This is a genomic window from Desulfobulbus sp. (genome assembly GCF_031547805.1).
Classification (GTDB): Bacteria; Desulfobacterota; Desulfobulbia; order Desulfobulbales; family Desulfobulbaceae; genus Desulfobulbus.
Genome location: NZ_JAVBRQ010000010.1, coordinates 19,755 through 33,587 on the forward strand (window position 1 = coordinate 19,755; position 13,833 = coordinate 33,587).

General features: G+C 55.9%; 11 protein-coding genes. 4 read left to right on the forward strand and 7 right to left on the reverse strand.

All coding sequences use genetic code 11. The features are described from left to right. The 7 genes from RMR13_RS03460 to RMR13_RS03490 all read right to left on the reverse strand — a co-directional run bounded on the left by RMR13_RS03460 (position 1) and on the right by RMR13_RS03490 (position 8,656). The gene (locus RMR13_RS03460) at positions 1-609 is read right to left on the reverse strand and encodes a chemotaxis protein CheW (protein ID WP_310599244.1); all 609 of its coding nucleotides are present in this window, start codon (positions 607-609) and stop codon (positions 1-3) included. Positions 610-656: 47 nt separating this feature from the next. Next, the gene (locus RMR13_RS03465; RefSeq protein ID WP_310599245.1) at positions 657-1,019 is read right to left on the reverse strand and encodes a response regulator; all 363 of its coding nucleotides are present in this window, start codon (positions 1,017-1,019) and stop codon (positions 657-659) included. A 50-nt stretch (positions 1,020-1,069) separates the two neighbouring features. After that, positions 1,070-2,437 (reverse strand): response regulator, encoded by a 1,368-nt coding sequence (locus RMR13_RS03470; RefSeq protein WP_310599246.1) that lies wholly within the window; start codon positions 2,435-2,437, stop codon positions 1,070-1,072. A gap of 488 nt (positions 2,438-2,925) precedes the next feature. Beyond that, a complete protein-coding gene (locus tag RMR13_RS03475) occupies positions 2,926-4,728 on the reverse strand; it encodes a M3 family oligoendopeptidase (protein ID WP_310599247.1) in 1,803 nt (600 codons plus the stop codon). 145 nt (positions 4,729-4,873) lie between these two features. Further along, complete coding sequence (trpA, locus tag RMR13_RS03480; RefSeq protein WP_310599248.1) at positions 4,874-5,650, reverse strand: tryptophan synthase subunit alpha; 777 nt, start codon at positions 5,648-5,650, stop codon at positions 4,874-4,876. Between the two features lie 44 nt (positions 5,651-5,694). Next, positions 5,695-6,927: a tryptophan synthase subunit beta gene (gene trpB / locus RMR13_RS03485; protein WP_310599249.1), complete on the reverse strand. Its 1,233-nt coding sequence runs from the start codon at positions 6,925-6,927 to the stop codon at positions 5,695-5,697. Between the two features lie 139 nt (positions 6,928-7,066). Beyond that, entirely contained in the window at positions 7,067-8,656 is a 1,590-nt protein-coding gene (locus RMR13_RS03490; RefSeq protein ID WP_310599250.1) for a hypothetical protein, read from the reverse strand. 138 nt (positions 8,657-8,794) lie between these two features. On the opposite strand from RMR13_RS03490, the gene RMR13_RS03495 reads away from it, so the two are divergent. The 4 genes from RMR13_RS03495 to RMR13_RS03510 all read left to right on the forward strand — a co-directional run bounded on the left by RMR13_RS03495 (position 8,795) and on the right by RMR13_RS03510 (position 13,819). Then, positions 8,795-9,892, forward strand: a complete 1,098-nt coding sequence (locus RMR13_RS03495) for a cyclic nucleotide-binding domain-containing protein (RefSeq protein ID WP_310599251.1) — start codon at positions 8,795-8,797, stop codon at positions 9,890-9,892. A gap of 398 nt (positions 9,893-10,290) precedes the next feature. Beyond that, positions 10,291-10,947, forward strand: coding sequence for a succinate dehydrogenase cytochrome b subunit (locus tag RMR13_RS03500; RefSeq protein ID WP_310599252.1), 657 nt, complete (start codon positions 10,291-10,293; stop codon positions 10,945-10,947). A gap of 113 nt (positions 10,948-11,060) precedes the next feature. Beyond that, complete coding sequence (locus tag RMR13_RS03505) at positions 11,061-12,986, forward strand: fumarate reductase/succinate dehydrogenase flavoprotein subunit (RefSeq protein ID WP_310599253.1); 1,926 nt, start codon at positions 11,061-11,063, stop codon at positions 12,984-12,986. Positions 12,987-13,054: 68 nt separating this feature from the next. Then, positions 13,055-13,819, forward strand: coding sequence for a succinate dehydrogenase/fumarate reductase iron-sulfur subunit (locus tag RMR13_RS03510; RefSeq protein WP_310599254.1), 765 nt, complete (start codon positions 13,055-13,057; stop codon positions 13,817-13,819). Positions 13,820-13,833: the final 14 nt, after the last annotated feature.

Below are 13,833 nucleotides of genomic sequence, written 5' to 3' on the forward strand. Positions count from 1 at the left end.
TTATTGCCATTGTACAATCAGCGGCGAGGAGCCCAGCTTTTGGTCATCCAGAATGTGGACCGTCCGTTCGCCCACAACGTGAGCTCCCTTGAAAAACGACGACACCCCGGATAAATGATCGCCATATTCGGATGTGAAGGGCAACAGCGGATCGTGCAGTTCATCGACGTTGACGACACCGGCGATCCTGTCGACCATCAGGCAAAATGTGAGATTTTCATGCGTAAAGAGGACATAGGACGGCCGCAGGTGGTGGCCGGCCTCCTTGATGCCGAAGAGCAGGCAGCAATCAACCACCGACAGGATTTCCCCCCGGATCTGTACGATTCCCCTGATCCAAGGGGGAATGTTCGGCAAGGGGGTCACCGGCGGCAGATAGCCGATTTCCCGGACGGAACCGATAGGAAGCGCCATCTCGTCGCGTCCCAGCGCAAAGGCGATGTAGGGTTTCTTCTTCCTGATGTTGCGAGCCGCTCTTTCCTTGAGCGAGGCCGCGTCCAACGCGAGTTCCTGGGCGGTCTCGCGATCAATGGCGGCAAGCAGCGCGTGCAGGGTGGTGTCTTCCTGGTCCCCGGTATCCGGGTTGTGGGATGCGTTGGCGTCGGCCATCGGGGCTGCCTCCATCGATGCGTCTTTCAAGAACGGCCGCAAGCTGCTTAAGCCAGCAATTTGGTCGCATTGGCAAACAACTCGGCACTGTCGAACGGTTTGGTCATGTACAGGTCGGCCCCCTGTTTCTTGCCCCAAAATTCATCGCTTTTCTGATTTTTCGAGGTCAGGAGAATCACGGGCAAATCTTGCTTGATGGTCTTTATTTTCCTGCAGGCCTGAAAACCGTTCAGCTTGGGCATGATCACATCCAGCACCACCAGATCGGGTTTTTCGCTTTCCACCATTGCCACCGCTTCCTCGCCATCGGTGGCGGTGATCACCAAAAATCCGTTTTCTTCAAACGGCGCTCGCATCATGTTCAGTTGGGTGGGACTGTCATCGACAACCAATATTTTCCCCTTGGCCATGGTTTTCTCCTTCTTCTTATTTTCCTATACGGACGATTTGATGGAAGCAATCACACGTATTTCCGAATTTCAGCGATCATCATGTCCGGGTCGAACGGCTTGGTGAGATAAGCGGAGGAACCGGCCATCTTGCCTTTCATCTTGTTGATAAAGCCATCCTTGCTGGTAAGCATGATCACCGGGATATCCTTGAATTCTCGATTACCTTTGATAATGGACAGTATTTTGTATCCATCCATCTTCGGTAAGATGACGTCGAGCATGATCAGGTCCGGTCGTTCCTCGCTGATTCTGCTCAAGGCCTCAAGGCCGTCGGCGGCCTCCACTACCCGGTATCCTTGACGGCTAAGGGTGATGGAGATGACCTTCCGGGTGGTGGAACTGTCCTCCACCACCAGAATCATTTTCTGTTCAGGGGCTGCGACGACATCGGCAGTCTCTTCCGACACCGGAACGGCGGCTGTTGCGGTTTTTTCAGATACCGGCTGTTCCTCGACGGATTGGCGGGCCAAATGATCGAGCAACAGCTTCAGTTGGTTGGCAAACAGGGCTTTGTCCGGCGCCATTTTTGCCGCTTTGTCGAGGTAAGCGAGGGCATCCTGGAAATTGCGGCTGTTGACGCTGATAAGGGCAAGGCAATAAAGGGCGATGAGACTGCGAGGATGTTTGCCTAAAATGCGGCTATAGCGCTCGTGCGACTGTTTGAGCCAGCCGGCGTCGGCCGATCCCGACTGTGTCAGGGTTTCACGGGTGATCGCCAGATGCCCCCGACAATACTGGCAGACACTGGCGCTTTTATTAAGCGGCGCCCAACAGAAATAACATTTCCGGACCACATCATCGGTCAGATGATCCGAAACAGTGTCGAACTTGCTTTGTTCTTCCTTGACCAACGGATTGTCGGCGTCAAGGTTCGCCGCCATTTTCAGGGCTTTTTTCATGATTTCCACGTTGCCCTGAATACGAGAATACCAAATCCAGGCAACGGAATTGCTCCGATTCTTTTTCATGTACTGAACAAGATCGGAATGCGCCTCCTTATATTGCTGCTGCTCAGCTTTTTCAATTGAGGAGTCGAGCAGCGCTTCCCCTGATTCATCGAGGGAATTTTTCCTTTCGTCTTTTAATTTTGAAACTTCAAGAAGAATATTGATAATCGAACTATTGATTGTTCTCGATATCGATCTAAGCGGAAACAATTCTATTTGAATATCGTCCCAGAGAATAATTTCAATAGCCGCATTTAATCCCGTAATATCTCCGAATTCAGCATGGACAAGATCCCCATTTTCTATATCGAGCACACCGACATTGCCTTCTTTCGTTATATGCAATGTCTGAGATCTTTTCTCCATGGAAAAAATCTGCAAAATATTGTCGAGGGAAAATCCATCTATTTTTTTAGCTTTCATCACCATCGAATTTCCCGGGATTTACTTCGTTCCACTGCAATGCTTTTACAACAAGCTGCATCTGCTCAATTATACACATTATCCAGATAAAAGGACAAACTGCAAACAGCTGGAACAATCAAAGAGCTCACGGCATCGGCAACAAAACAACACCAGCTCACCAATCAACCGATTTTTCCGGCGTTGCCGGCAAAACATTCGAAACACGACGAAGACAAAGCAAGTCTCATGCCCGACATGTTGGACCAAAACTGTCAACATGCGTTTACAGGTGGGAATTATTACGAGGAAAAAGATGTCGCGCAAAAAAGCGCAAAAACGTACATGCCCTCGCCTTGAACTCCCTTTCACATTCAATTGTGGGGGCAAGCAAAATAAAAATCAAACAAAATTGCGCACCTCGACCTAAGGAACGGCCTGTGACCGTCTTTGATCGATCCAAAATTCATTTCGGCAAAATTACGTATAAGAAATGGCGTATTCGTCAATAAATGTCACTTGTTGACAATAAACGTCACCTCTTGTTCGGCGTCCGACAACATCCGGTCGATGAGGTCAAGCCCTCCCTGCCAGAAGGCCGCGTCATCGAGATCGATCGCAAAAGGGCGGAGCAACTCGTAGGGCGAGCCATTGCCGCCGGATCGCAACAGCGTGAGATAGCGGCCGACGAATATTTCCGGTTCGGCCTGGTAGCGGGCATAAAGCGCCAGAACCAGCAGTTCGCCGAAGGCATACGAATACACGTAGCCGGGCGTGCTGAGGAAATGGGAAATATAAGCCCACCACAGACCATAGTCGTCCCGCAGGGTCACCGTATCGCCGAACATCGGCCTCTGGCTTTCCAGCCACAGGGAGGAAAGCTGTTGTGCCGACAATTCTCCTTGTTGCCGCCTGCCGGTATGCGTCGCCGCCTCGAACCGGTTCATGGCCACCTGGCGAAAGACCGTGGCAAAAATCGACTCCAATTTCTGGCAGATATAGGCCAGCCTCGCCCGGGGTGACAGCAGGCCGACCTGAGCCTTGAACACCAGCAGTTCGGCAAAGACCGAGGCTGTCTCGGCCAGAACCAACGGCGTATCGCTGTGGTAGAAACCCTGCTCCGCCGCCAGGAATTGATGCACCCCGTGCCCCAATTCGTGCGCCACGGTGGCGACATCGCGCACGTTGCCGGTGTAGTTGACCAGAATATAGGGATGAACCTCGGGCACACAGGGATGGGCAAAAGCGCCTCCCCCTTTGCCGGCGAGAACCGGAGCATGGATCCAGCGCTTATCGAAAAAACAGGAGGCTATGGCAGCCATTTCGGGGGAAAACCCGGCAAAAGCATCCAGGACGATCCGCCGGCATTGCTCCCAAGGGATGGCGACTTCCGCGCCGCCCGGTACCGGGGCGTAGCGATCGTAATCGAACAATTCGCCCCCGCCGAGCAAACGTTTTTTCAACCGGTAGTATCGGTGGACGATGTCGTAGCGTCCGACCACGGCATCGACCAGAGTGGCAACGGTCCGATCCTCCAATTCATTAGTCAGATTGATCGCGCTGTCCCAAGAGGGATAACGGCGCAGCCGGTCGGAGATCATCTTTTCGGCAGCCAGGGTGTTGAACACTTGGGTGAGCAGATGCAGATTGTCGCGCAGCCCGGCGGTCAACTCCGTTGCCCCGTTTTTGCGAACCTCGCGGTCCGGATGATACAGATCGCTCAGCACCTCCTCCTCGGTCCTGCCGCGTTGGCCGAACCGCAGCTGGCCGAACAGTTTTTCAAACAAGATATTCCAGGCGCTCCTGCCCACCGGTTTGAGCTCCTGCAGCAATTCCTCTTCCTTATCGCTGAGTTGATGCGGTGCAAATCTCCGCATCGCCTCAAGATAATGACGATAACGGCGCAACGGCGGTTCCGCGAGCAATTCCAGCACCCTGGCCCCGTCCATCCGGTTCCATTCCAGGCGGAAGAAAACCGTCAGCTTGCCGACCGCGGCCTCCAATTCTTCGACCCGCTGCAACAGGGCCGAGGCGGCGGCATTGCCGGTTTGAGTGATAAAATGGAGGTAGGCATAGGTTTCCAGCCGGGCCAACAGGGTATCAATGGCTTCGAGACGTTCGACCGCTCGGCAAATGGCTTCGGCCTCGAGCCCGGCAATGCGGCCGGCCGCTTCGACGGCCAGGTTTTCGGCCAATTCCCGGCAGCGAGCCATGTCTTCTCCGATCTCCGGGCCATCGGCAGTGGGGTACAGGGCATTGAGATCCCACAGCACCGTTGCGGTACCGAGTTGTTCGTTTGTTAATACTGGTGTTGTCATGGTTGCGTGCTGCTCCGAGGAAAGAAAAAAAGATGGACGAAATGCAAAAGGCTCCGAAGAATCGGAGCCTTGTATGCTGATTTATTGTTGCCGGTCCGAACATCCCGGCTGCCGCTCTTGGTTTCTGGTGCTCTTGTGCCAGTCCTTACGCCAGCAATTCCGCGATAAAAGGGCCGACCGCCGTAGGCCCCTTGGCGTCGACCAGTTTGATGGTGGCGGTGCCGATCACTGCCATGTCGGCCTTGCCGGTCAGCATGGCCACATCCTCACGGTTGCCGATACCGAATCCGACCGCCAGCGGCAGGCTTGTGGCCTGACGGCACCTGACCAAATACTGCTCGAGGGCATGATCAAAGGCGGTCTGTTTGCCGGTCACCCCCCGCCTGGCCACGCAATAGATAAAACCCGCCCCCTGGGCCGCCACATGGCTCATTCGCTCCTCGCTGGAGGTGGGGGTGAAGAATTGCACCGGCGCCAGCCCCAGCTCCTTGCTGGCAGCCAGATAATCGTGCCCTTCCTCGGGCGGCAGATCGGGGACAATGGTGCCGCACAAACCGATGTCGCGAGTTCGCCGGAGAAAGGCGAGTTCGCCGTATTTGAACATGATATTGTAATACGTCATGAACAAAAAACGTACCCGGGGAAAGGCCGCCGCCATCTCCTGGCCGAAACGCAGGCACGCCTCCACCGAGATTCCCCGGTCCAGGCTGTACTGACTGGCCTTGAGGATCACCGGACCGTCGGCAATGGGTTCGGAAAAAGGAATCTGCAGTTCGATGCAGTCCACGCCGGCCTCGGCCATCTGCCGGATCACCTCGCGATTGACCGCAAGCGAGGGATACCCCAGAACCAGATGGGTCATGAGGAGAATTTTTTTCTGTTGCAGCCGTTGTTTCAGCTCCTGCTCCAAGTCTCTGCTCACCTTGCACCTCTATGAAAATAACCCTGCACGGGGGGGGCCGCCGTTCAGCCGATCGCGTATGTCTCGGCCCGCTTGACAATGAAGGCCTTCCACGAGGGATCGTCGAAGGCATGGGCAATGGTGAAGATATCCTTGTCGCCACGGCCGGACATGTTGATGATGATCGCCTGGTCCGGCGACATGGTCGGCGCCTCCTTGAAGGCTTGGACAAAGGCATGCGACGATTCCATGGCCGGGATGATGCCTTCGGTGCGCATGGTCAGGCTCAAGGCATCGATGACTTCGCGATCGGTGGCCGAGGCGAACCGGACCCTGCCCTTGTCGCCGAGATCGGCCAGGATCGGCGACACCCCCACGTAGTCGAGGCCGGCGGCAATGGAATGGGTATCGAGCATCTGCCCTTCCGGGTTCTGGAGAAACATGGTCTTGTATCCTTGGGCCACTCCGGGGCTGGCGCTGCTGCCCTCGACCATCCGGGCCGCATGCCTGCCGGTGGCGATGCCCTGCCCGCCCGCCTCGACCCCGACCAACTCCACCTCGGCATCGTCGAGGAATCCCTGGAAAATGCCAACGGCGTTGGAACCGCCGCCCACGCAGGCATAGACCCGGGCAGGCAAGACGCCGTGCTGCCTGAGGATCTGTTGCCGCGCCTCCTGGCCGATGATCGACTGAAACCAGGCCACCATTTCCGGAAAGGGATGGGGGCCGCACACCGTGCCGATGACGTAATGGGTGTCCTCCATGGAGGCGACCCAATCGCGGAACGCCTCGTTCATGGCGTCCTTGAGGGTACGGCTGCCATCGGTGACCGGCACCACGGTAGCGCCCAGTTTTTCCATCCAGAACACATTGGGCCGCTGGCGGGCCACATCTTCCTCGCCCATATAAATAGTGCAGGCAAGGCCGAACCGGGCGGCCATGGTGGCGGTGGCCATGCCGTGCTGGCCGGCGCCGGTCTCGGCGATCACCCGCTTCTTGCCCATCCGCTTGACCAGCAACCCCTGCCCCATGACGTTGTTGGCCTTGTGGGCGCCGGTATGGTTGAGATCCTCCCGTTTGATGAAGATCTTGGCGCCGCCGAAATGACGGGTCAGATTGCCGGCAAAGGTGAGCGGCGTGGGCCGACAGGAGTAATTGCTCATTAATTCTACATATTCCTGCCAAAACGATGCATCCGCCCGCGCTTGCTCATAAGCCCTGTTCAAATCGGCGAAGGTCGCCTGGAGCACCTCAGGGATGAAGGCCCCGCCCCACTGTCCATAATATCCTTTTTTCATTGATGTTCCGTGCTTAGTGTTCTGTTCGTGAAAAGATCCGACTCCATCGGCCCCAAGCGCTTCCGGGGCAATGGATGCCAGGTGCGACGCGCAATACGCCATTGCGGTTACATGCCCGGACGCTGCTATGGAAAGCCGCTCAATCCAATTGGCGGCGGCAGGCCTCGGCAAAATCTTCGGGATAATGCCCGAGGATAAATCGTCCCTGGGCTTCGCTGAAGGCCCCCATCGACCAGGGCAACTTAGGCAGGAAGGCGTAGAGCAATCGCTGGCCGTTGGTCGTGCCCAGACGTTTGGCATACTCGATCGAAGTCACCATGGTCGCCCCCAGCCGGGCGAGCACCCGCTGTGCCGTAAGAATGCCCAGGTCGAGCGAATCGCGCACCGAGGCGTCCGCTTCCACCGCATTTCCCACCGGTCCACCGGCCCAGTCGGCCTTGACCAGCAGTTGAAGCTCCCACTGGGAGACCTGGGCCTTGGGGACGAACAGCACGACCCGCCCATCCTCCCAAACCACCAGCGAACGGGTGCCTGCGCTGCCATCGGTGCGGGTGTTGTTGGCCAGGGTCACCAGGTAGTCGTTAAAAAAATCGGAATGATAGTCCTGGCGGTAGCGGGCGATCACATCGGCCACCAAATCGCCGCAGCAATAGGCGGGAAAAACATCGCCATCCGCTTCCGTCACCCATTGAGGCACCAGGGCATACTGTTGGTGGATCATTTGGTGCGAGGCATGCAGCCGGTAGCCGGATCCGGAAAAATCGTAGCCGAAGTTCCAGCCCCACAAAGTGGCAAAGGCTTCCAGGTCGGCACCGCTGGCCAGACGTTCGACGATTGCCTGCCTCAGCAATTCCAACTCTTCTGCGGCAAGCCGGCGGCGGCGGACCTCCGGCGCCATCCCCAGCTTGTCCGCGAGCACCATGAACACCCGTTGGTAATAGAGATGGCGCAGCCCTGCCATGTCTTCTCGGGAAAGATCGGCGATGCGATAGCGGATAGAGGCCGGCGCGCAATTGGCGGCGTAATGCCCCCAGGGAATGTAGGAATTGCCGCGCAAATACTCAAAAATCTCGGTCGTGCCCCGGCAATAATCGCCAACGATCTCGCTGTTGCCCTGCGTTCCTGGCCGCAGCACCATCGCCTCCTTGTAGCTGTCGGGAAGATGGGGATTGTTGGCAATGGTTTCAAACAGCTCGAAATCGTCGATATCGGGACGCGTCCGTCCGTTTGATTGCCAATAGCGTAATCCCGCGGGCATGCCGTCGGCAGCCAAGACGAACCGGCAGCAGGAATGGGCCAGCCAGATCAATTCCACGGGATCGGTGGAGGAAACCGCCAGCTGATAGCGAAGCGGCAGGGGTAATTGGGTGACGATCTCCTGGATGGCGGCGTCCGGGCAACGCTGGCCGATCATCTCCCGCAGGGAGACCTGCTGCTGCGGCGGAATCCGGATCGATCCGGGATCTGCGGCGCGGGCATCGGCCCAGCCGGAATCGATATAGGTGCAGCCGCGAAAGGGAAAAGGGTTGGGAATTTCGTAAATGGTTCTGGCCTTGGCCACGGCCACGTCGCTTTCGGGAAAATTGGCAACATTGGCCACTTCGGTGCCATCGGCGAGCTGGCCGAGGCTGCAATGCAAATCCCGTTCGCGCAGGTTGGCCACTCGGTAGGACGGGGTGTGGCGGCCGACCCGAAAACGGCCGTCCGGGCGTATCGACGTGTTCAGCATATCTGTCTCGTAACGGCCGTGGGCCGTGGTAGGATTTCCTTGTACCCCGGGCATATCTCATGCATAATGTGCCCTCAGGAACCGGAGTTTTTTCTTAGCACGCGCCGCACATTTTGCCTATCGTTTCAGGAGTGGTCCATGGGGTTTCCCAAAATTAGTTTTCGGGTGTGCGAATCCAGGCACTGCCCGCTGTTCCGTTACGGCGACGTCTTCCAAATCTCCGGAATCGCCATTTGCATGGCAAGCCAGGATGCCCACTCCTTCATCAATACCAGCATGGTCCATTCGCCTCCCGACAGGGGCAATTGCAAAATCCTCAACGGCGATTTGACCAAAATCATTATCGAATACGAGCGGGCAGACCAGATTCCCGACTGCATGATCTCCTGTTCCGGCTGCACCGGGTCGATCCGGCTGGAACACTTTCGGACCACGGCAAGGGAAGACGAGCAGGCCGGTACCGAAGGCCATATCGGTTCCATCCTGCGCCAATTGGACGACTTCGGTTTTTTCCGCCATATCGATCAGGGCAACCTCGGCAATGTTATCAAATATTGCAAGCAGCGGAACTGCAAGAAAAACGAGATCATCCTGCGCAAAGGCGACCCCGGCGACCATTTCTACGTCATCGTGTCCGGACAGGTCGATATCCTCAACGATACCGGCATTCCCATCGCCACCCTCAGCCGGGGCGAGGTATTCGGGGAGATGAGCCTGATCTGCGACGAGAACATCGGCGCAACCGTGCAAACGCGCAGCGATTGCCAATTGCTCACCATCGACCACAAACATTTCAAGGCGCTCGTGGATAAATATCCGGCGCTGCAAACGTATTTCACCCGCCTCTTGGCCAGGCGACTGGCCGACTCGAACCGTGTCCGGGGCGACGATTACGCCTCGGGCATGATCGGCAAACTGGAAGAAATACCGCCCGAGGCCCTGTTCCAGACCTTGAACATCAACAGTAAGACCGGAATCCTCACCATCACCCAACTGCTCAAGGGCACGGCCCGTTTCTCCTTCCGCCAGGGAGCGCTGATCAAGGCAAGCTACGCCGGCAACAAAGGGGAAACAGCCTTTTACGAGGTACTCAGGGAAAAGAGTGGACGGTTTAAATTCACTCCGGGCCTCCCGCCCGAAGACTTCGACGCCCCGGAAATCGGCTATTTCATGAAACTGCTCATGGAAGGCCTGCAACGGGCCGACGAAGAGAGAGCGGCTGCCGCCATCAAGTGAAAACGCCACCGCTCGTGCTCAAGACTCAACGCTTTTTTCCGTACTCACCTCCCCCGCCGCTTCCAAAATCACCGTTTCAGATTGTGTACGCAGCCAGGTAGAACGACCGGCACGGCAGGTAAACGCCCCGTGCCGCGCCGGTATCCGCAATCGCGCTTGTTCCCGTAAAAAATCAAGAACAGCGACCGTGCCATTTCGATGGGATGAGAGCAGACCAATCGGAAACGCGTTCCGGATTCTCCCGAACAGGAAGCACGACCTTTTTTTGCTTGACAGGACGGACAACAGGTTGGTAATGAATCACCGTTCAGTTTCGTATTCTGAGTGCGCACAAACCCGGTTTTACCAGTCGTATCAACTGTTTCTCTCTTTTTAACTCTCAATCAGGAAAGGTAATTATGTCGTGGTTCATTCAAACTTTTCGATCTTCACTGGGCAAAAAGTACATCATGGCTTTTACTGGGTTTATGCTGGGCGGTTTTTTGCTCGTCCATACCATAGGCAACAGTACAATTTTCTGGGGGAGAAGCGCGTTTAATGCCTACGCGCATCATCTGCACTCATTAGGCATTTTTGTTCCCATCTTTGAAATCGGCTTGTACACCATTTTCTTCCTCCATGTTGTCACCGGCATCATCCTTTTTCTGGAAAATCGCAAGGCACGTGGCGGTAAATACGAGGTAGAGACTTGTGCGGGCGGCCGGACCCTGGCCTCCAAGACCATGCCCTACACCGGCGCGGCCATCTTCATTTTCATCCTCATCCATCTCGCCAATTTCCATTTTGTCGAGAAAACCACGGTAAAAACCATTTCGGACTTTGTCACCCAAGTCCTCAACAATCCTTTCTTCACCCTGATCTACACCGCGGGCATCTGTCTGCTGTTTATCCATATCAGCCATGGTTTTTGGTCACTGCTTCAGACCTTCGGAATCAGCCATCCGAAATACGACTACCCGTTACGCGTTGTTGCCTGGGCACTGGCAGGCATCATGGGCGCTGTATTTCTGTTGATCACATTCCTCATGGTCATCTCTCGGAATCAATTGCTCTGATACTGTAGGTTTACACGAGACGACGGATGATTCCTCCACGGCGCCATTTCTGCTCGGGCAGGCATCATCTCCACAAGTTTTATTCCTTTTAACTTCAGCAAAAAGAAACGACTATGCAGCTTGACGCAAAAATACCTGAAGGACCGATAGCAGAAAAATGGGACAAATGCCGTTTTTCCAACAAACTCGTTAACCCTGCCAACAAGCGCAAATACGAAGTCATTATCGTAGGAACAGGCCTGGCAGGCGCTTCCGCCGCAGCAACCCTTGGTGAATTGGGCTACAACGTTAAATCCTTCTGTATTCAGGACAGCCCCCGTCGTGCGCATTCCATCGCCGCCCAGGGTGGTATCAATGCCGCCAAGAACTACCAGGGCGACGGCGACTCGATCTTCCGTTTGTTCTACGACACTGTCAAGGGCGGCGACTTCCGTGCCCGCGAGGCCAACGTCTACCGCCTGGCCCAGGTCGCCAACAACATCATCGACCAGTGCGTGGCTCAGGGCGTTCCCTTCGCCCGTGAATACGGCGGAACCCTGGCTAACCGCTCCTTCGGTGGCGCCCAGGTTTCCCGTACTTTTTATGCCAGGGGCCAGACGGGACAGCAGCTGCTGCTGGGTGCCTACTCCGCGATGATGCGGCAAGTTGGCACCGGCAAGGTCAAGATGTACACCCGGCGCGAGATGATGGATCTGGTGGTGGTCGACGGCGTTACCAAAGGCATCATCGTCCGCAACCTGGTCACCGGTGAAATCGAGAAGTATTCGGCGCACGCCGTTGTTCTGGCCACCGGTGGATACGGCAACGTCTACTTCCTGTCGACCAATGCCATGGCTTCCAACGTGACCGCCGCCTATCGTTCCTACAAGCGGGGCGCAGGTTTCGCCAATCCTTGCTACGTCCAAATCCATCCGACTTGTATCCCGGTCCATGGCGACTTTCAGTCCAAGTTGACCCTCATGAGCGAGAGTCTGCGCAACGACGGGCGCGTCTGGGTTCCCAAAACCGTGGGCGACAAACGCAAAGCGGCCGATATTCCCGAGTCCGAGCGCGATTACTATCTTGAGCGGAAATACCCGTCCTTCGGCAACCTCGTCCCCCGCGACGTGGCTTCCCGTAACGCCAAGCAGGCATGCGACGAAGGCAAGGGTGTCGGCGAGACCGGTCTCGGCGTCTATCTCGATTTTGCCGATGCGATCAAACGCGACGGTCTGGATGTAATCCTGCGGAAATATGGCAACCTGTTCCATATGTACCAGAAGATTACCGACAGCGATCCGACCAAGGAGCCGATGATGATCTACCCGGCCATCCATTACACCATGGGCGGCCTGTGGGTTGACTATCATCTGATGACCACCATTCCCGGCCTCTACGCTACCGGCGAGTGCAACTTCTCCGACCACGGTGCTAACCGCCTGGGCGCATCAGCTCTGATGCAGGGTCTGGCCGACGGCTACTTCGTCCTGCCCTACACCATCGGCAACTATCTGGCAACCGTGGCTCCGGTTCCGACCAGCACCGACGATCCGGCCTTCGAAGCTACCGCCAACGAGGTGAAAGAGCAGGTCAACAAGCTCATGAAAAACACCAAGAGCGGCAAAAGTGGCCAAACCGTCGATCATTACCACAAGGAACTCGGCAAGATCATGTGGGATTATTGCGGTATGGGCCGAAACAAAGAAGGGCTGGAGTTGGCCCTCAAGCGTATCCCCGAAATTCGCGCCGAATTCTGGGAAAACGTCATCGTTCCCGGCTCGGGTCAGGAACTCAATCAGTCGCTGGAGCGTGCCGGCCGTGTTGCCGACTTCCTTGAATTTGGCGAACTGATGGTCCGTGACGCTCTTCATCGCCAGGAGTCTTGCGGTGGCCACTTCAGAGAAGAAAGCCAGACAGAGGAAAACGAAGCCAAACGTGACGATGCAAACTTCAGCTATGTCGGTGTTTGGGAATACAAAGGTCAGGGAACGGCACCGGAACTGCACAAAGAGCCGCTGACCTTCGAGTATGTAATTCCTTCACAGCGCAGCTACAAGTAATGCATACTTGTACACTTGTATAAACGGGTTCATTACTGAAGTTCAAACTCCAAAGTAGAAGAACGAATATGTCATCGAAAACGATAAATATAAATGTAAAAATTTGGCGACAGAATGGTCCTCTGGCAAAAGGCGCTTTTGAGGAACATGCTCTCAAGGACATCAGCACCGACAGTTCTTTTCTGGAAATGATCGATGTGCTGAATGAATGGCTTGCCATCAAAGGTCTTGAGCCCATCGCTTTCGACCATGACTGCCGTGAAGGTATCTGCGGCATGTGCGGCGCAGTGGTCAACGGAACCGCTCACGGTCCGGACAAAGAGACCACCCTCTGCCAGCTCCACATGCGGCGGTTCAAGAATGGCGATACTATTGTTATCGAACCTTTCCGGTCCCAGGGATTCCCGATCGTCAAAGATCTTATCGTTGACCGCTCGGCCCTTGACCGCATCATCGCCGCGGGTGGCTATGTTTCCGTCAATACCGGATCGCCGCAGGATGGCAACACCATCCTGATCCCGCAGCATGTGGCCGAGCAGGCCATGGATGCCGCCGCCTGCATCGGTTGCGGCGCCTGTGCCGCCGCCTGCCCCAACGGTACCCCCATGCTGTTCTTGGGTGCCAAGGTTGCCCAGCTGGCCTTGCTGCCTCAGGGCAAAATGGAAGCCAAAAAGCGGGCTATCAATATGGTCCTGCAGATGGACAAGGATGGTTTTGGCAACTGTGGCAACGAGCGCGAGTGCGAGAATGTCTGCCCAAAAGGCATCACCATTCGCAACATCGCCCGCCTGAACAGAGAGTTCCTCAAGGCTTCCTTCACCATCGATCATTGATTTTCGATTTTCAG